This is a genomic window from Nocardia ignorata NBRC 108230, from assembly GCF_001612905.1.
Lineage (GTDB): Bacteria > Actinomycetota > Actinomycetes > Mycobacteriales > Mycobacteriaceae > Nocardia > Nocardia ignorata.
The window spans coordinates 121,363-139,834 of the sequence record NZ_BDBI01000030.1 but is presented as its reverse complement, the minus strand read 5'-3'; the positions used below and the strand labels follow the sequence as shown (position 1 = coordinate 139,834).

Annotated in this window: 19 protein-coding genes and 1 tRNA gene; 5 read left to right on the top strand and 15 right to left on the bottom strand. The window is 66.9% G+C overall.

The genetic code is table 11. The features are described 5' to 3' along the window. The first annotated feature begins 73 nt into the window (after nucleotides 1-73). Nucleotides 74-1,075 carry a dTDP-glucose 4,6-dehydratase gene (rfbB, locus tag NI2_RS24415; protein ID WP_067494809.1) on the top strand — a complete coding sequence of 334 codons (1,002 nt, stop codon included), beginning with the start codon at nucleotides 74-76 and terminating at the stop codon, nucleotides 1,073-1,075. Between the two features lie 25 nt (nucleotides 1,076-1,100). Here rfbB and NI2_RS24410 read toward each other — a convergent pair whose 3' ends face one another. After that, nucleotides 1,101-2,618 (bottom strand): DUF2142 domain-containing protein, encoded by a 1,518-nt coding sequence (locus NI2_RS24410; RefSeq protein ID WP_067494805.1) that lies wholly within the window; start codon nucleotides 2,616-2,618, stop codon nucleotides 1,101-1,103. After that, nucleotides 2,615-3,580: a glycosyltransferase gene (locus NI2_RS24405; RefSeq protein ID WP_067494802.1), complete on the bottom strand. Its 966-nt coding sequence runs from the start codon at nucleotides 3,578-3,580 to the stop codon at nucleotides 2,615-2,617. Before NI2_RS24405 ends, NI2_RS24410 begins: the two co-directional genes overlap by 4 nt. A 231-nt stretch (nucleotides 3,581-3,811) precedes the next feature. On the opposite strand from NI2_RS24405, the gene NI2_RS24400 reads away from it, so the two are divergent. Both NI2_RS24400 and NI2_RS24395 read left to right on the top strand, forming a co-directional pair. Continuing rightward, nucleotides 3,812-4,333, top strand: a complete 522-nt coding sequence (locus tag NI2_RS24400; protein WP_084476713.1) for a GtrA family protein — start codon at nucleotides 3,812-3,814, stop codon at nucleotides 4,331-4,333. Between the two features lie 110 nt (nucleotides 4,334-4,443). Beyond that, the gene (locus NI2_RS24395) at nucleotides 4,444-6,342 is read left to right on the top strand and encodes a glycosyltransferase (RefSeq protein WP_067494799.1); all 1,899 of its coding nucleotides are present in this window, start codon (nucleotides 4,444-4,446) and stop codon (nucleotides 6,340-6,342) included. Nucleotides 6,343-6,413: 71 nt separating this feature from the next. On the opposite strand, the gene rsgA is transcribed toward NI2_RS24395, so the two are convergent. From rsgA to NI2_RS24365, 6 genes are all read right to left on the bottom strand, one after another. Continuing rightward, on the bottom strand, nucleotides 6,414-7,445 hold the full coding sequence (rsgA, locus tag NI2_RS24390; RefSeq protein ID WP_067494796.1) for a ribosome small subunit-dependent GTPase A: 1,032 nt from the start codon (nucleotides 7,443-7,445) through the stop codon (nucleotides 6,414-6,416). Between the two features lie 234 nt (nucleotides 7,446-7,679). Further along, nucleotides 7,680-8,207, bottom strand: a complete 528-nt coding sequence (locus NI2_RS24385) for a hypothetical protein (protein ID WP_243750025.1) — start codon at nucleotides 8,205-8,207, stop codon at nucleotides 7,680-7,682. Nucleotides 8,208-8,245: 38 nt separating this feature from the next. Next, a complete protein-coding gene (gene glfT1 / locus NI2_RS24380) occupies nucleotides 8,246-9,328 on the bottom strand; it encodes a galactofuranosyltransferase GlfT1 (RefSeq protein ID WP_243750024.1) in 1,083 nt (360 codons plus the stop codon). Beyond that, a complete protein-coding gene (gene wzt / locus NI2_RS24375) occupies nucleotides 9,325-10,143 on the bottom strand; it encodes a galactan export ABC transporter ATP-binding subunit Wzt/RfbE (protein WP_067494791.1) in 819 nt (272 codons plus the stop codon). Before wzt ends, glfT1 begins: the two co-directional genes overlap by 4 nt. An 18-nt stretch (nucleotides 10,144-10,161) precedes the next feature. Next, entirely contained in the window at nucleotides 10,162-11,049 is an 888-nt protein-coding gene (wzm, locus tag NI2_RS24370) for a galactan export ABC transporter permease subunit Wzm/RfbD (protein WP_443093646.1), read from the bottom strand. Between the two features lie 113 nt (nucleotides 11,050-11,162). After that, entirely contained in the window at nucleotides 11,163-11,753 is a 591-nt protein-coding gene (locus NI2_RS24365) for a bacterial proteasome activator family protein (RefSeq protein WP_067494788.1), read from the bottom strand. An 86-nt stretch (nucleotides 11,754-11,839) separates the two neighbouring features. On the opposite strand from NI2_RS24365, the gene NI2_RS24360 reads away from it, so the two are divergent. After that, on the top strand, nucleotides 11,840-13,042 hold the full coding sequence (locus NI2_RS24360; RefSeq protein ID WP_067494785.1) for a cysteine desulfurase-like protein: 1,203 nt from the start codon (nucleotides 11,840-11,842) through the stop codon (nucleotides 13,040-13,042). An 18-nt stretch (nucleotides 13,043-13,060) separates the two neighbouring features. Here the strand turns inward: NI2_RS24360 and NI2_RS24355 are convergent, their stop codons facing one another. Next, nucleotides 13,061-14,044, bottom strand: a complete 984-nt coding sequence (locus NI2_RS24355) for an NAD(P)H-quinone oxidoreductase (RefSeq protein ID WP_067494782.1) — start codon at nucleotides 14,042-14,044, stop codon at nucleotides 13,061-13,063. A gap of 161 nt (nucleotides 14,045-14,205) precedes the next feature. On the opposite strand from NI2_RS24355, the gene NI2_RS24350 reads away from it, so the two are divergent. Continuing rightward, nucleotides 14,206-14,290 (top strand) — tRNA-Ser (locus NI2_RS24350). A 15-nt stretch (nucleotides 14,291-14,305) separates the two neighbouring features. Here the strand turns inward: NI2_RS24350 and NI2_RS24345 are convergent. The 6 genes from NI2_RS24345 to NI2_RS24325 form a co-directional block, all read right to left on the bottom strand. Beyond that, a complete protein-coding gene (locus NI2_RS24345) occupies nucleotides 14,306-15,529 on the bottom strand; it encodes a site-specific integrase (RefSeq protein ID WP_067494779.1) in 1,224 nt (407 codons plus the stop codon). Then, nucleotides 15,526-15,705, bottom strand: a complete 180-nt coding sequence (locus NI2_RS24340; RefSeq protein ID WP_067494776.1) for a helix-turn-helix domain-containing protein — start codon at nucleotides 15,703-15,705, stop codon at nucleotides 15,526-15,528. Before NI2_RS24340 ends, NI2_RS24345 begins: the two co-directional genes overlap by 4 nt. 13 nt (nucleotides 15,706-15,718) lie before the next feature. Continuing rightward, nucleotides 15,719-17,371, bottom strand: a complete 1,653-nt coding sequence (locus NI2_RS24335; RefSeq protein ID WP_067494963.1) for a replication initiator — start codon at nucleotides 17,369-17,371, stop codon at nucleotides 15,719-15,721. Between the two features lie 128 nt (nucleotides 17,372-17,499). Continuing rightward, nucleotides 17,500-18,150: a hypothetical protein gene (locus NI2_RS24330; protein ID WP_067494774.1), complete on the bottom strand. Its 651-nt coding sequence runs from the start codon at nucleotides 18,148-18,150 to the stop codon at nucleotides 17,500-17,502. Beyond that, nucleotides 18,147-18,293 carry a hypothetical protein gene (locus tag NI2_RS34000; RefSeq protein ID WP_157104679.1) on the bottom strand — a complete coding sequence of 49 codons (147 nt, stop codon included), beginning with the start codon at nucleotides 18,291-18,293 and terminating at the stop codon, nucleotides 18,147-18,149. Before NI2_RS34000 ends, NI2_RS24330 begins: the two co-directional genes overlap by 4 nt. Then, entirely contained in the window at nucleotides 18,290-18,469 is a 180-nt protein-coding gene (locus NI2_RS24325) for a hypothetical protein (protein ID WP_067494771.1), read from the bottom strand. Before NI2_RS24325 ends, NI2_RS34000 begins: the two co-directional genes overlap by 4 nt. Between the last annotated feature and the right edge of the window lie 3 nt (nucleotides 18,470-18,472).

The window sequence follows — 18,472 nt, the reverse complement described above, 5'->3', positions numbered from 1 at the left end:
CCGTGACTGTTTCTACCTGGGCGAGCGCCGGTTCGCTTTCTGTCCCCGATCGCGAGCACGTATCGTTGTCGGCGTGCGAGTGCTCGTTACCGGCGGGGCCGGATTCATCGGTGCGAATTTCGTCCAGCAGACGGTGGCCACGCGCCCCGACGTAGCGGTGACCGTCCTCGACGCGCTTACCTACGCCGGAAACCGCGCGTCGCTCGATCCGGTGGCCGACCGCATCGAATTCGTCCACGGCGACATCGCCGATCTCGACCTCGTCGACAATCTCGTCAGCGGTGTCGACGCGGTTGTGCATTTCGCCGCCGAATCCCACAACGACAACTCGCTCGCCGAACCGTGGCCGTTCGTGCAGACCAATATCGTCGGCACCTACTCCCTGCTGCAGGCCGTGCGCCGCCACGACGTGCGCTACCACCACGTTTCCACCGACGAGGTCTACGGCGACCTCACCCCCGACGACCCCGCCTTCACCGAAACAACGGCCTACAACCCGTCGAGCCCGTATTCGGCGACGAAAGCGGGCAGCGATCTGCTCGTGCGCGCCTGGACCCGTTCCTTCGGAGTGCGCGCCACGCTGTCGAACTGTTCCAACAATTACGGCCCGTATCAGCACGTGGAGAAATTCATCCCACGCCAGATCACCAATTTGATCGACGGCGTGCGCCCGCGTTTGTACGGTGCCGGTCATCAGGTGCGGGACTGGATTCACGTCGACGACCACAATCGCGCGGTGTGGGACATTCTCGAGCGCGGCCGAATCGGGCAGACCTATCTCATCGGTGCCGATGGTGAACTCGACAATCTCACCGTTGTGCAGTTGATTCTGGAAGCGTTCGATCGCGATCCCGCCGATTTCGATCACGTCACCGACCGGCCCGGCCACGATCAGCGCTACGCCATCGATGCGAGCCTGCTGCGCACGGAGCTCGGCTGGTCACCGCGCTACAGCGACTTCCGGTCCGGGCTTGCCGACACCATCACCTGGTACCGCGAGAACGAGGACTGGTGGCGGCCGAAGAAGGCCGACACCGAACGCGCCTACGCCGCCGCGGGCGAACAGAAACTCTGACGGACTACACCGTCGTCTGCGGGGGTCAGCCCCAGACGACGGTGTAATACGTCGCGGCAGCGGCGATCAGCGCGATCAGCGACGCGCAGGCCACGGTGAGTCCGGGTCCGCGGGTCGGGACGACACCGTCGGCATCGCGCAGCCGCAGCGGAACCAAGCGGATCACCACCGCGATACCGAGGATGGCCAGCGGCACGAAGTACCTGCCCTGTACGCCGTCGATGATGTAGTAGTCCACCGGTGTGAACGACATGTACAGCGTCACGTAGACCATCGCCACGCTGGCGAGCACCGTCGCCGCGACGATCAGGGTGCGGCGCAGCGTGCTGGTCAGCAGGTCGGCGATGCCGAAGCTCACCGCGAACGCGATCAGGCAGGCCAGCATCGTCAGCGCGGGCGCGTCGACGTAGGCGAAGCCGAGTTCACCGAAGAACTGGTTGAACCAGCGGTGATCGCGCAGGGCGATGCTCTCGCCGAAGGTGTGCACGAACTGCAGCGGGTCGCCGAGGATCCCGCGCAGCTGGTCACCGGGACGCACCTGACCCCACTGGTGCGGCGGGCGCATCAGGCTCATGCCGTCGCCGGTCGGTGCGGCGATTTTGGTCCAGACCAGGAACAGCGTGCCGCCGGTGATCGCGAACACCCACGGCAGCACTTTCAGCTTGCCGGCGAAACCGAGGCGTTCGGCGGGCACGACCACGATCAGCATGGCCAGCAGCACGTAGGCGGGTTTGCTCAGCGGCAGCGCGATCGTGGCGGCCAGCAGGGCGGCGGTCTCGGGCTTGCTCAGCCGGTCACCGATGAACAGCGCCTTCACCAGCAGCGCCGACACGAGAATGGCCAGCGCGTTGGTGAGCGTGTCGGCGGTGACGGTGCCCGCCTGGAACAGCGCGATCGGCAGCACGGCCACGGTGAACACCAGCCACTGGCTGCGCCGCTGCCGCAGGGCGTAGAGCCCGAACCCGACCACCGCGAGGTAGGCCGCCAACCCGGCCAGGCGGGTGAGCAGGTACATCCCGCCGATGTTCAGGCCGAGCGCCTCGCCTGCCCGGATACCGACGGCGGCAGGCACATACGGCACGGGGGAGTAGGCGGCGGTGTTGGTGAACCACATCGGCCGGGTCGCCGAGGAGATGTCGGCACCGGCGAGCCGGTCGTAGGCGCCGGGGTCGGCGACCATCGCGCCGGGTTCCTCGGGGTTGTCGTTGTAGTCGCGGAAGGCGTAGCCCATGAGCTCGTCGATGCTCACCGGGATCTGCCCGCCGTAGGCGACACCGCGATCGTCGTGGATGCGCTGCGGGAACACCCCGCCGTGCGCCACCTGGTAGGCGCGGCCGAACTGGGTGATCTCGTCGTGGCCCCAGAACGCGGGGGTGAGCACGGCGAACAGCGCGCCGAACACCGTCGCGAGCACGGCGAACGCCACCGTCGCGGCACCGAACCGGCCGGTCAGCGAGCGGACGGGGGCGGGCAGGCGGTCTTTGCGTTCGGTCGCGGGTACCTGTTCGGCGGCGACGGTTTCCGGTTCGACGGTGCTGGTCACCGACGGTCTCCGGCCGCGATGTCCGTGCTCTCGCCGACGGCCGAATACCGCAGATACACCAGCCGCGCCGCTTCGTGCCGCGACCGCCGGATGCCGTCCAGAATCAGCCCCGCGGTCCAGGCCAGGCAACCGAGCAGCATCAGGGTGAACGCGAAGAACAGCGTCGGGAACCGCGCCACCTCATGGGTGTTGTAGAACTCGATCACGATCGGCACGGTGAGGATCACCGAGAACAGCAGGGCCAGCGTGCCGAACAGGCCGTAGAAGGCGACCGGCCGTTCGTGCCTGGCCAGGCCGAGGATCAGCGCGAGGATCTTGGTGCCGTCGCGGTAGGTGCGCAGCTTCGATTCGCTGCCCGCGGGGCGGTCACGGAAACCGACCTGGACCGCGGTCTGCGGAACCCGCAGGTGCAGCGAGTGCACGGTCAGTTCGGTCTCGATCTCGAACTCGCGGGAGACGGCCGGGAAGCTCTTGACGAAGCGGCGCGAGAACACCCGGAAACCGCTCAGCATGTCTTCGACATTGTCGCCGAACACCTTGCCGACCACGCCGTTGAGCACCTTGTTGCCGGTCTCGTGCCCGGACCGGTAGGCGTTGGTGTCCTCGTCCTGCTTGCGCACACCGAGCACGTGATCGTAGGGGCCCTCGAGCAGGGTTTTGATCATCAGCGGCGCGGCCGACGCCTCGTAGGTGTCGTCGCCGTCGATCATCAGGTAGACGTCGGCCTCGATGTCGGCGAAGGCGCGGCGAACCACATTGCCCTTGCCCTTGGTGTTCTCGTAGCGCACGATCGCCCCGGCCTCACGGGCGCATTCGGCGGTGCGGTCGGTGCTCAGGTTGTCGTAGACGTAGACGACGATCCCCGGCACGGCGGCCTTCAGGTCGGCGACGACCTTGGCGACCGCGGCCTCTTCGTTGTGGCAGGGGACCACGGCGGCAATGCGAAGCTCGGTGGAGTCCACCCGGGTCAATCCTCAGATGTAGGCAGTTAAAGGGTCACCGGGAGGGTACCGGATACATGGCGGCGCGGACGCCGCGAGTTCGCGGCCCCACCGGTCCCGCCGATCAGGCACCGTTGCTTGCTCCTTCGTCGCCTACGCAACGGCACCTGATCGGCGGGACGGCCGCGAACCGGCCACTTCGTGGCCGCCCCTCCTCGAGGTCGGGGGTGGTGGCCGGTTACCGTCGGGTCCGTGTCGCATCAAGATGTTCCGCCGGTTTCGCTGCTGACGAAGGTGACGACGGCGTTGCGGCAGGGAGCGGCGTTCCTCGTCGTCGGCGCGGTCGGTTTCCTCGTCGACGCCGGTACGTACAACCTGCTGGTGTTCTGGGGCGGCGGATTGTCGCTGTCGGAAGGTGTGCTCTATCACTCCCCGCTCACCGCGAAAGTCGTCGCGATCGTGGTGGCGACGGTGGTCACCTACTTCGGCAACAAGTGGTGGACCTTCGCGCACAAGAAGTCCGGCAGCGCGGGTCGCGAATACCTGTTGTACGCGTTGGTGAATGTCGTGGCGATCGGCCTGCAACTGGGCTGCCTCGGCTTTTCCCGCTATGTGCTCGACCTGTCGTCGCCGCTGTCGGACAACATTTCCGCGACCGTCATCGGCCAGACGCTTGCTGTCATATTCCGTTATTGGGCCTACGACAAATTCGTGTTCACCGGCGCCGAGGCAACCGGTGAGCAACACGCGCGGGGTGCGGTTACCCCTCACTGACGGCGCCCGGCCCGGCGGTGATTGATATCCTCACCCCGCCCGCCGCGCCGCCCTTTCCTTACGTGACTGCTTGCGTCGGCGCAGTCGATACCGAGAATTTCGAGGACTTCATGGAGCAGTCGGCTACTCGAGTCGTGACCGAATCGAACGAACGGCACGAGGCCGCACCCGCGTCACTGCGTGGTGAACACTCGGCACCCGAACGCTTGGTCCTGGCCAGGGGCATCTTCACCGGCCCGTCGGCCCGGGTGAGCGACGAGCTCTACGCCGTCGTCAAGGGCGGTGCCGCCATCCGCGAGCGCCTGTCGCTGCACCTGCCCAAGGGCGCGACCGCGCACACCAACACCTACTTCGGCCGCTTCGCCGCCAGCTACTGGCAGCGCTGGACCACTGTCACCGAGGTGACCGCCACCGCGAATCTGCAGGTGGGGAACAAGGCGAATGTGCGCCTGGTCGCCTCCGATATCGCGGGCCACCGCCGCATCGTCGCCTCGCTGGTGGCGACCAGCAGCGGGTTCGTGAGCCTGTCCGCGCCGCTCGACCAGTACGTCGACGGTGGCGCGCTGTGGCTCGAGTTCGACGCGCTCGGCGGCGAACTCGACATCACCGAACTCACCTGGACCGCCAAGGCCCCCGAGACGGTTCGCCCGGTCGCCATCGCGATCTGCACCTTCAACCGGGCCGAGGACTGCGCCCACACCGTCGCCGCGCTGGCCTCGGATCCCACGGTGCTGGCCGCCATCGACGCGGTCTACGTCGTGGACCAGGGCACCGACCCGGTCGAGAACCGGCCGCTGTTCCAGCAGGTCCGCCCCGATTTCGGCGACAAGCTGCGCTACATCCGTCAGCCCAATCTCGGTGGCGCCGGCGGCTTCACCCGTGGGCTGTACGAGGTGTCGGCGGCCAACGAGCACGCCGACGTCATCCTGATGGACGACGACATCCTCTGCGAGCCCGAGACCGTCCTTCGCCTGCAGGCCTTCGCGAACCTGACGGTCGAGCCGACCTTGGTGGGCGCGCAGATGCTGTTCCTGCTCAACCCCGACTACCTCAACGTGGGCGCGGAGGACGTGCGCCTGGGCGAGCTCAAGCACGGGCAGAAGGTGCCCAAGGCGCTGCGCAACACCTCCATGCTCAAGAAGAACCAGGAGCGCCGCGTCGACGCCGGCTACAACGCCTGGTGGACCTGCCTGATCCCGGCCGAGGTCGTGAAGAAGATCGGCCTTCCGGTCCCGATCTTCTTCCAGTGGGACGACGTCGAATACGGTATCCGGGCCCGCGAGCACGGCTTCGTCACCGTCACCCTGCCCAATGCCGCCGTCTGGCACGCCGACTTCTACTGGAAGGACTACGACGACTGGGCGCGCTACTTCTCCACGCGCAACTCGCTCATCGTCGGCGCCCTGCACACCGATCTCGACGGCAAGGCCATCACCAAGGACTTCTTCCGCTACATCGCCGAACACCTCGTCGGCATGCAGTACGGCCTGGTGCACACCACCCTGCAGGGCATCGAGGACTTCATGAAGGGTCCGAAGGTGTTGCGCGACGGCGGAATCGAGGCGCTGGCCGCGGCCCGCACCTCCCGCAACGACTACCCCGAGACCATCAAGCACCCCGCCGCGACCCCGCCGGTGAACTCCGCCGAGATCCAGGTGCGCCGGGCGAGCGGTGAGCCGAGCCGCATCACCCTCGTGCTCATCAAGCGCGCGATCATGCAGTGGACCGGGCGCACCCAGCACGGCCTGATCGGTGTCACCCGCGAGGACGCGCACTGGTGGCATGTGGGCCTGTTCGACCACGTGGTCGTCACCGACGCCTCCCAGTCGGGTGTGCGCGTGCGCCGCCGCGACAAGGCCCGCGCCCGCGCTCTGCTCATCCGCACCTACCGCACGCTGCGCAAACTCCGCCGCGAACTCCCCAGGCTCCAGGCCGAATACCGCGCGGCGGTCCCCGAACTCACCAGCCGTGAGAACTGGGCCCGCCTCTACGGCATCGACCCCAGCTGACCGAGATCACCACGCGCTGGTGGCGGCATCGCCTGAGAGCTTCCGCCACCAGCGCGTGGTGATCGGCTAGGTCAGCGGTAGCCGCGTTCGCGGTACTGCTTGCGGTGTTGCTTGGCGATGGAGCGCCAGGCTCGTTCGCGTTCGGCGGCCAGTCGCTTGTCGGTGCGCGCGGCCATCCACTCGTTCTCCTTCGCCAGCTTGCGGTAGCTGGTGAGGCGGCGCTCGGTGATGGTGCCGTCGGCGATGCCCGCCTGGACCGCGCAGCCCGGTTCGGTCTCGTGCGCGCAGTCGGCGAAACGGCAATCAGCGGCGAGGGATTCGATGTCGCTGAAGGTCTTGCCGATACCGTCGGCGGCGTCGTAGAGGCCGATACCACGTAGCCCCGGTGTGTCGATGAGGGTGCCGCCGCCGGGGAGCGGTCGCAGTTCGCGGTGGACCGTTGTATGGCGGCCCTTGCGGTCGACCGCGCGAACGGCGTTGGTGGCGAACACTTCCGCGCCGAGCAGGGCATTGGCCAGGGTCGACTTGCCCGCGCCGGACGGCCCGATCAAGGCAACCGTGCCGTGCAGCACGGCCGTGAGCACATCCAGCCCGGTCTCGGCGGCGGCGCTCACCGCGAGCACCGTCGCCCCCGGTGCGACCGCACGAACGTCGTCGAGCGGAAGATGATCCGCCGCATCGGCTTTGGTGAGCACGACCACGGGTTGGGCATTGCTCTCCCAGGCGAGGGCGAGCATGCGCTCGATCCGCCCCAGGTCGACGTCGCCGTCGGCGGCACTGCAGATCAGCACGGTGTCGACATTGGTGGCGAGCACCTGGGCGACCGAGCGCCCCGACGCCGACGATCGCATGATCGCCGAACGGCGCGGAAGCAACAGGCGCACAGTGCCTTCGGCATCGAGACCGACCCAGTCACCGGTGCACAAGCCGGTGATGTCACGCGGACAGGCGGCACGAGACGGGCCGCCCGGTGCGACCACATCGCACTCGCTGCGATCCATCCGGACGATGCGTGCGGGCACGAGATCGCCGAGCAGCGGAAGATATTCGGAAGCTACGGCTTCGGTCCAGCCGTAAGGGACGAGCAGGTCGTAGTCGACCATCGGTAGAAGTCCTTCGTCGGGCGCCGAGCCCGACGTCGGGCTCAGCGAGTAGAGGTGATGTCCGGAGCGGTCGGGGCGCCATCGCGCACCTCGGGCACGGCAATCCACACGTCTGTACTCACGGACATCCACCTCCTCTCCAACGTTGCTCCTACTGTGCCGCATACCCGCGACACCGCACAACTGATTTATGCCGGCGAGCGCCCGATCAGCTCCCGGCGTCATCGACGCAGGTCAGGGAACGACGACCTCGGTCGAGGCGGGCAGGCTAGGCCGGTCGGTGCGCACGGTGAGCTGGAACCGGCCGGGACCGGTGGGGGCGATCACCTGGAACGGGTAGGTGCTGTTGTGCCGGGCGGGGACGAAATGCGTCATGGAGCCGGTGACGCCGTTGTCCAGGTTCCGCCAGTCGACGATGACGTTCACATCGCAGGTGAGCAGGGCGGGCGCCATGTTGCCGAGCAGGCCGTGCGAGATGCGCAGCGAGATGCTGTGGGTGGCGCCGGGCGCCACGCTCGGGTCGTTGAGCGGTCCGTCGAACGCGGTGCCGCCCACGTTGACGATGCCGAAACACACGCCGTTGCCCAGCGTGGGCACCGGGGCCGTCCGCACTTCGTTCATCACGCAGGAGCGGGGGCCGACATTGGAGACGCCGAGCTGACAGGTGTCATCAGCGCTTGCGGCGCCCGGCGCGGCAAGGCACAGCGCGCTGCCTGCGAGAACGGCGGCAGCGGCGGACGCGAAACTCGTTCGTAAGGTCACCTATCGATCCTAGGTCGCGGGCCCCAGGATCTATGCCCCTATTTCTGGGGGCCTCGCTGGTCCGGCTTGCCGAACTGCTCATTGCGTCCGAGCGAGCGCAACCGGAACCATTCCTTCAAGCCCGCCGGATCGCGGCGCGTCACCAGGAAGAACCAGGAGAACCGAATCCACTCCTGCGGCAACAGCTTCCGCATACCCGGTTGCGACATCAGGTACCCACGATTGCGATAGGTGAAGTAGCGCTTCACCGGATCGTCGGGGTACTGGGTGTGCATGCGCCCGCCGAGGATCGGCTTGAACTCCTCGGCACCGTTGGGGTGCAGGTAGGCGGTCTGCAGGCAGGTGCCGAACGGCAGGCCCGACCGGACCAGGCGCCGATGCACCTCCACCTCGTCGCCACGCACGAACAGGCGCAGGTCGGGCACACCGATCAGGTCGACGGCCTTCGCCGAGATCAGCGCGCCGTTGAACAGCGACGCGATGCCGGGCAGGAAGTCCTCGTCGCCGAGCTCCGAGCGTCGCCTGCGCCACACCACGCCCCGGCGCAGCGGGAAAGCGAGCCGATCGGGGTCGTCGATATCGCACACCACCGGCGATACCTCGACCAGGTTGTGCCTGCGCGCGCAATCGATCAGCGTCGCGAGGACTTCGGGACCGTCGGGTCGGCCGTCGTCATCGGCCAGCCACACCCAGTCCGCGCCCTGGGTGAGCGCGTGCAGCATGCCGAGCGCGAAACCGCCCGCGCCGCCGAGGTTGTGGCGCGAACCGAGGTAGGTGGCCTCGATGGGCTGCTGGGCGACCAGCTCGGCCACCTCGTCCTCGTTGGCGTTGTCGACGACGATCAGATGGTCGATCGGACGCGACTGCGAGGCAAGTACTTTCAGCGATTCGGCGAGCAGTTCGCGGCGCTTGTGGGTGACGACGACCGCGATGATCCGCGCGTCCGGCCCGGTGTCGGTGCTCAGGTCAGCCGGTTCGGCGCCTGCGGGCAGCTCGGGCTCCTCGGTCACGGGCAGCACGGCGGCGGGCTCCACCGGGGCAACCCCCGCCTCGAGCCGATCAGCCATGCTGAACCCACCGGGCACAGCGGCCGGGACACCGTCCTCACTGTGACCGCTCATGCCTGATTCTGCTCCAATTCTTTGTCGCCCTGCTCGGCTTCCAGCTCGCGAAGCACCTGTGCCACGTGATTACCCGCCTCGGGCCCTTCATACGCTCGCACAACGTCTTCGATGCCGCCCTGCTCGCGGATGCGACCGTGATCGATCCACATCGCGGTATCGCACAGCTGGGCGAGGAATTCATTGGAGTGGCTGGCGAAAACGAGGATGCCCGACCGCGCGACCAGCGACTGCAGCCGGGTGCGCGCCTTCTTCATGAACTCGGCGTCGACGGCGCCGATCCCCTCGTCGAGCAGCAGGATCTCGGGGTCGATCGAGGTGACCACACCCATCGCCAGGCGCACCCGCATACCCGTGGAATAGGTGCGCAACGGCATCGACAGGTACTCGCCGAGCTCGGTGAAGTCGGCGATCTCATCGATCTTGGCAAGCATCTGCTTGCGGGTCTGCCCGAGGAACAGGCCGCGGATGATGATGTTCTCGTAGCCGGAGATCTCCGGGTCCATGCCGACACCCAGGTCGAACACGGGTGCCACCCGGCCGCGGATGCGCGCACTGCCGCGCGAGGGTTCGTAGATGCCAGAGAGCAGGCGAAGCAGCGTCGACTTGCCCGCGCCGTTGTGCCCGACGAGCCCGACCCGGTCGCCTTCCTTGAGCGAGAGGTTGATCTCGCGCAACGCCTCGACCACCACCACGTCGGAACTGTTGCGCCCGATCGCGCCGCCCGCCTTACCGAGGAAGGCCTTCTTCAGCGACCGCGACTTGGCGTCGAAGATCGGGAACTCGACCCACGCGTCATGGGTTTCGATACTCACACGGCTCACGACAGTCTCCTAAACCCAGTACGGGACGCGGGCACGGTACTGCTTGAGCGCCAGGATCGCGACCACCCAGCCGACCACCGTGATCGCGCCGACGATGGCCCAGGAATGCCAGTCGGTGGGCTCGCCGAGCAGCGGGCCGCGCACGATCTCGAGGTAGTGGAAGGTGGGGATGATCTCGATCAGCTTGGCCCGGTCGCTCATGCCGCCGACCGAGTTCTCCAGCGCCTTCGTCGACCACATCACCGGGGTCAGCACGAACAGCATCAGCGTCATCGAGCCGAGGATCGGGGCGATGTCGCGGTAGCGGGTGGAGAAGATGCCGAACACGATCGACACCCACATGGCATTGAGGAACAGCAGCAGGATCGCCGGAACAACCAGCAACAACGTCCAGTCCAGATCGCGCCAGATGGAGAACGCGAGCAGCAGCACCGCGTAGATCGCCGCGTTGTGGATGAAGAACAAGAACTGGCGCCACACCAGGCGATACACATGCACGCTCAGCGCCGAGGGCAACTGTTTGATCAGTCCCTCGTTGGCGATGAACACATCCGAACCCTCGAGGATCGACGCGCTGATCACGTTCCAGACGATCAAACCGACCGTCACATACGGCAGGTATTCGCTGATCGGCTGATTCAGCAGCGTCGAATACAGCAGACCCATCGCCAGCGCCTGCAGACCGGTCGCGATGGTGATCCAGAACGGACCGAGCACCGACCGGCGATAGCGCTGCTTGATGTCCTGCCAACCCAGCGACAACCACAGCTCACGCTGATGGAACCCGTCGCGCATGTCTTTGAACGCGCGCCGGAACGTCTGCGAATCCGACACCATCGGCGTCTTCACCAGCAGCGGGGCGTCGGCGGTCTGTTCGGCGGCGGCCGCGTCGGCCACCTCGGCTTCGGTCGGTGTGTCGTCGGTATGCACGGGGCTCTCTTCGGTACGCGCGTCACCCTGGTCGGAGACCGATTCGGAACGAGCGGCAGCAGCGGGCACGATCCCCGACCTTACAGGTACTGCCCGCCGCCGACATGGCCATGGCCTGCCTTCCCGTCGGCCACGTGCATGCCGGGAGGGAGGGCGCCCTGGCGCATCTGTTCGAGTTGGGCGCGGGCGGCCATCTGCTGGGCGAACAGGGCGGTCTGGATGCCGTGGAACAGGCCTTCGAGCCAGCCGACGAGCTGGGCCTGGGCGATGCGCAGTTCGGCATCGGACGGCACGGACTCGTCGGTGAAGGGCAGGGTGAGGCGTTCGAGTTCCTCGCGCAGCTCGGGGGCGAGGCCCTGCTCGAGTTCGCGGACCGAGGACTTGTGGATGTCCTTGAGGCGCGAGCGGCTCGCGTCGTCGAGGGGAGCGGCGCGCACCTCCTCGAGGAGCTGTTTGATCATGGTCCCGATCCGCATCACCTTGGCGGGCTGCTCGACCATGTCGGCCAGCGACTCGGCCGACTCGTCGCGGTCGTCGTCGGCCTTCTTGTCCCCGTCGACCACCTGCGCGGTGTATTCGGCCGCGGCGTCGGAGTCGGCGGGCACGGTGACCGGCCGACCGTCGGGACCGATCACGACGATGGATTCGGGGGTGTCCTCCGAGTGCGTCATAGCCCCATCATTGCGCGTGTGTCGGCTTCGCGCTAAAACCCCCACGCGGTTACACCGCGACGCTCGCTGCCCTTAAAGTGGCCACCATGACTTATGACGTCGCGAGGGTTCGGGGCCTGATACCGTCCCTGGGCGACGGCTGGATCCATCTGGACCCGCAGGCGGGGATGCTGGTTCCCGATTCGGTATCGCGTGCCGTCTCAACGGGTTTCCGTACCTCCTCGTTTTCCCACATCGGCCGCCACGGTGCGGCGACCCGCAGCGGCGCGATCCTCGACGCCGCCCGGGAGGCGGTCGCCGACCTCGTCGGCGGAGATCCGGCCGGCGTCGTGCTCGGTCCCGATCGTGCGGTTCTGCTCGCCTGGCTGGCCGAGTCCCTGAGTTCGCGCCTGGGTCTCGGCACGGGCATCGTGCTCTCCCGCCTCGACGACGAGGCCAATGTCGCGCCGTGGCTGCGCATCGCCAACCGCTACGGCGCCCACGTGCGCTGGGCCGAGGTGGAGATCGAGACGTGTGAGATGCCGTCGTGGCAGTTCGAGGAGCTGATCGGACCGACCGCGCGCCTGGTCGCGCTCACCGCCGCGTCGCCGATCGTCGGTTCCGCGCCCGCCGTTCGGGTGGCCGCCGACCGGGTCCACGATGTGGGCGGTCTGCTGGTCGCCGATGCTTTCGGCGCCGCACCGTACGCGCTGATCGACATCGACGAACTCAATGCCGACGTGGTCGCCCTGAGCGCGCCGTCGTGGGGCGGTCCGCAGGTCGGTGCGCTGGTGTTCCGCGACCCCGCCTTCCTCGACCGCATCCCGTCGATGTCGCTCAACCCCTACGCCAAGGGGGCTGAACGCCTCGAGGTGGGTGGGCACCAGTACGCGCTGCTGGCCGGGCTCACCCAGTCGATCGACTTCCTCGCCGGACTCGACGAGCGCGCCACCGGCACCCGCCGCGAACGCCTCGAAATCTCGATCACCTCGCTGCAGGATTACCACGACCAGCTCTTCGACCACCTCATGCAGGTGTTGGAGCAGGTCGAGGGCCTGACCGTGATCGGCCGTGCCTCCACCCGCATCCCCACCGTCAGTTTCACGATGGCGGGCATGCAGGCAGAGAAGGTGGCGGCCAAACTGGCCGACGCCCGCATCGGCACGGTCAGCGGGGTGCACGGCGGCAGCCGATTACTCGACGCCCTCGGTGTCAACGACGAGGGCGGGGCCGTCACCATCGGCCTGGCCCCGTACACCACCCGCTACGAAATCGACCAGCTCGGCCGGGCCCTCAGCTCGCTCGAATAGTCCGTGCCGATCTTTCGCTCAGTCGCGCACGCGAAGCACGACCTTGCCGAAAGTCTCGGGTGCGTCGAGCAATTCGTGAGCCCGACCGGCTTCGGTGACGGGTAGTTCTGCCGAGATCACCGGAAAGATCTCGCCCGCCGCCACATCCGGCCACAACTGCGTGCGCACCGCGGCGATGACCTCGGCCTTGCTGCCCTCGCCTGCCCGCGGTCGGGCCCGCAGGTTCGTGGCATGCACCGAACCCCATTTGCGCAGCAGCCCACCGATATTCAGCGACCCGGTAATGCCGCCTTGCAGCCCGATCACCACCAAACGGCCGTGCGGGGCGAGCGCCTCCACGTTGCGTTCGAGGTAGGCGGCGCCCATGTTGTCGAGGATGATGTCGGCGCCACCGGCGTCGGCGAGCACGGTCACGAAATCCTGCGTGCGGTAGTTGACGAGGATTTCGGCGCCGAGACCCGCGCATCTGGCCAGCTTCGCGTCCGACCCGGCCGTCACCGCCACCCGCGCGCCCCGCCTCCGCGCCACCTGGATGGCGTGCGTACCGATGCCACCGCCACCGCCGTGGATCAGCACCAGCTGCCCCGAGCGCATCCCCGCGGTCATCACCAGGTTCGACCACACCGTCGCCGCCACCTCGGGCAAGCCGGCGGCGGCAGCCAGGTCCATCTCCTCGGGCACCGGCAACAGCTGGGTGGTCGGCACAGCCGCCAACTCGGCGTACCCACCGCCCGCCAACAGCGCGCACACCCGATCACCGACCTTCCAGTCCGTGACCCCCGGTCCCAGCTCGACGATGGTTCCGGAGCACTCGAGACCGGGCACCGAACTGGCGTCCGGTGGCGGTGGATAGAAGCCACGCCGTTGCATCACATCGGCCCGATTCACCCCTGCCGCAACGACTTCGATCAACACCTCGCCCGCGCCGGGTTCGGGATCGACCGTCACGGTCCACTCCATCACCTCGGGCCCACCGAACCCGTTCAGCTCGATAGCACGCATGCTGTTCCGCCTCTCCGCGTCTTTTGGCCAGACTAAGCGCGTGGGGCTGTGCCTTGGCGTCTTGCGAATCGTGTTGGGGCGGGGCAGCCCGTGCCCGGGGAGTTACCCATGTTCGTGCGAGATCTGTTGTCGCGGTCGCGTCCGCTAGTATTTCTGCTCAGGGAGACGTGGCAGAGCGGCCGAATGCACTCGCCTTGAAAGCGAGCATGGGTAACACCATCGGGGGTTCAAATCCCTCCGTCTCCGCAAATGACCCGCAGGTCAGCTTGCCGACTTGCGGCGTGGCCGAGTTCGGATCGGGCGAGCACCGCCGATCTTGTCACGGTTTGTCACAACCGCGTTCAAACTGCGGGCAGCGTCGGCGAGGGCGTCGGGCTGGCTGTGGACGTAGGTGCGCATCGTGAACGCGGCATCACAGTGGCCCAGCCAGGCCGAGACTACCGCGATCGGCACGTTCTGTAGGTGCAGCAGCGTCCCGCAGGTGTGCCGGGCATCGTGCAAGCGCAGGTGACGAACTCCGGCAGCTTCACAGACCCGGTGCCATTCCCGCGACATCTTCGACGGGTCGGCAGGGTTCCCGGCCTCATCACAGACGACGTACTCACCCGAGCCGTACGCCGCCCCGAGTTCGAGCTTTTCGGCGGCCTGAATCGCCCGCGCACGCTTGAGCGCCTCCGTGATCGCGGGCGTGAGCGGCAGCGTGCGGCGCGACTTCTCGGTCTTCGTGGTCTTCTCCACCACCTTGCCGTCCACCTGAATCCGCGTGTTCTCGATCTTGACCGTTCCGGCGACGAAATCGATGTCAGCCCAACGCAATCCGCAGATTTCACCACGCCGAAGGCCCGTCAATGCGAGGTGCCACGCCTGCCCGATCCGGTCACGATCTGCCACCGCGAGCACCTTGCGCACCTCGGCAGCGGTGTAGGTCTCCATCTCCTTGCGCGACCCCGGAACCCGGTCCACCAGATCAGCGACATTGCGCGCCAACCGGCCTTGGCCCATCTGGGAAGCCAGCACCTTGCCCGTGATCCGAAGCATGGGATTGATGCTCTGAGCGTTCCACGTCTTGCACGGCCGCCCGTGCGCGTAAACGAACTCGCCGTCTTGCAGATCGCTCACGAGGTCGTCAAGGTGAGCCTTGGCGAGCTGCTGAATCGGCAACGAGCCGTGACGGTCCCGAAGCGGTTGCAGGGCATGACGATAGGCCGCTTTGGTGCTCTTGGCGATGCGCTTGCCGTCGAGCCATTCCCGACACGCCTGCTCGACAGTCACCGTCGACCGTGCGACGTAGGCACCCTGGGAGACCGCCGACGCCACCGAGCCCAGAGCATCGCGGGCTTCCTTCTCGGTTCGGTAGCGCTTGCGGGTCTGCCGACGCTTGCCGGTCACCGGGTCTGTACCGGCCTCCGTCGTCACCTGGTACCGAATCGCCCCGCTCTTGAGCGTGATCTTTTCGATCTGGGGCGGGAGCTGACGCCTGCTCATGCCGCCGCCGCCTGATCGAGCCCGGCGATGTAGTCGGCAATGGCCTGTTCGGTGACGAACCGACGACGGCCGATCTTGACCGAGCGGAGCGCACCGGAGCCGATCAGCTCGTAGTACTTGCTGTGTCCGATCGGGATCAGTTTGCGGACTTCCTGTTCGTTCAACAGCTTCGACATGTTGCCTTCCTTCCTATGCTGCGGTGTGCTGGGGTGTCGAAATATCTTGTGGCACAACGGTTTCACGTGAAACGCCTGGTGGTCCTTCGTCTATCGCGAGGCGAGCCGTTGTGTACTCGGCGCGTTCGTTGATGCGCCGCGTGACGAGGTTCATGACCAGGTGCGAGCGCGGGGGCGCGTCTTTGTCGCCGGGGCGTACCGGGGTGATCCGCAGGTGCGAGGTATCGGGCTTGACGATGCCGACGCGGGCGAGTTCGGCGCGAACGAATTCCAGCCGTTCGGCCTTGTGATCCGGGATCGTCTTGCCCGACCACTTCCCCGAGTTCAGGCAGCGGCGACCGGGCAGGCCGAGGGTTTCGCGGCGGTGCGCGTTGCCCTTGCACTTGCCCGGCTGGGTCTTCTCGCTGGCGCCCTTGGGAACGATGCCGTACCGCAACCAGACACCGCAGCGCGGCGAGCACGGGGTGTCGCACAACTCCGCGTGCAACCGGTCGTAATGCACGGCGACACGGGTCGAGTCGGGTTCAAGGACTTCGCTGATCGACTTCGTGAGGTACTTCGTCAGGTACCGGACCTTGGTGTCCATCTCTTCGGACCCGCCGAGGATCGGCACCGGCTTGGCCTGCCCACCGAACCGCATCGTGTGAGCTGGCTCAAGGTCATCGACGGTATCCATGACCGCCAGTGCGTCATCCCAGTAGGTCAGTGGTTTACCGGTGCGGGGGTCGACGAAAGTGCCGGCGGAGTAGTCCCAGACCGGCATGTTCGTATCGGTGTAGACGGGGCGGTCGAAGTGCGGCCACCACACGTTGACGTAGGTCGCGGCGGTGACCTGGTAGAGCAGTTTCGTCGGGATGGAACCCCGGATCGCGATGTGCAGGTGCGGAGCCCCGCGCTTCTGCGGCTCGACCGAGGCCCAGTATTGGACGTTCCAGCCGACCGCGCGCCGCAGGTTCTGGACCCACCGGTCGAACAGCTTTGCCAGGTGGATCGTGTCGCGAGCCTGCCGGGTGTAGTCGTAGGACTCCGGGTCACGCGGGGAACCGTCCGAGACCATCTCACCGGTTTCCCGGTCACGGACCCGGTTGATCGACCCGTACGACGGCAGGGTCAGCGTGAAGAACGTCGAAGGCCGGTACTTGCCCTCGGCGTACGCCTGCCCGATGGTGAGGTTCTTGTTCACCTTCTTACGCGGCAGGTCCGGCACGTCATCACGGCGGCGGGTCGATTTGGTTTTGCGGCGTGGCTTCTCATCGAGCGCGGGGAGTCGACCACGCACGCCGAGTTCGCGTAGCTCGGTGTCGAGGTCGGCCACCAGAGCCTTGATCGCTTCGGCGAGTTCATGATCCTCAGCGCGGCGAGCGTCGTGGTAGTCGTTGAACAGCAGTGCGCGAGCACCCAATACGTCTTGCTGGGCTTGGGTGACGACGGTTTCGGGGTCGACCGGTTCGTGTTCGGCGCACCACCCCTCGCGCAACTGCGTCATCCGCAGGTAGCGGTTCGCCTTGGCGCACGCGGGGCAGACAGTGGCCACTGTCGATTTGCACGGGGCGCCGACGTAAGAAGTCCTCGAGGTGATCGGGTCGAAGGCGCGCATGGGGACGACCCGAGCGCACACGCCTTCCTTTTCGGCGGCGGCTTCGGCGATGTCGGTTATGTCGGGCATCGCGCGACGATCAGCCGCGGTTTCCCTGTTCGGTGCGAGACCGATGATCGGTGCGGTGGAAGAGCCGAAAGAGGCCGTTCCAGTGCTGGTGTTCATGGTCGGGCCTCCCTCAGTCGTGGTTGTGTCGGTCATGCGGCTTTGATGTCGGTGACGTTCTTGAATCCGGCGATGGACTCGAACGGGACGACGACGGGATCAGCGAGGGAGTCGTCGTGTCGGAAGGCGATTTCGATCTGACCGGGGCCAGCGAGATTCACGCGGGCTTGCTGGGCGCCGAACCCGTGGGCGAGGTGGTCGCGACGGTTGAACCAGGTATCAGGGCTGTGGCCGGGCAGCATCCGAGTCCGGACGATGTCGATGCTGTCGCCGATCCGCACCGACACCAGACGAGGCACGAACACTCGGTCCCCGTCACGGGTTGCCAGGTCACAGGCGGTGAGCAGGGTGGCCCAGCGGCGCCGGTACCGGAACCAGCCCAACCACCGGGAACGGATGCGACCGGACAGCCAGCGCTCGAAGGTCTGCGGACTCCACTGTCGCCACAGCACCATCCCCGCGACAGCCATCCCGGCCACCCCGATCCCGGCGACCCACCCGACCAACAGCCAGACACCGGCTGTGGCAGCGATCGGGGCCGAGACCATCGGGAACAACACCGCCCACCACAGCAACCGCCCGACCCCGGCGACGACGCCGATCATGGCCCGCCCGAGCGCGTCGAGGATCACGTCGAAGTGATCGACCTGTTCGGTGATGGTGATCGTTTGGGTGCGGGTCATGAGGACTTCTTCCGGTGCAGGTCGGTCAGAGCGAACAGTTCGAGTTGGTGGGTGTTCTTCTTCGCTGCGGCGACTTCCTCGGCCGCTTTGGTGAGCACCGGGTTCGGTTGTGGCCGTGCGGCTTTGGGCTTGCGAGTGGTCATGCCACGTCGTCCCATCCGCCCGTGTCGGCGTAGTCGTTCCAGGCCGGGACGGTGCCGGTTTCGGCGAGCACGGTTGCCGCCACGGTGGCCGGATCGAGGCCGCGGGCTTCGGCACGGCAGCGGGCACGGGCGGCGAAGTCGATCACGTCAGCGAGACCGTTGTTGTAGTGCTTCATTGC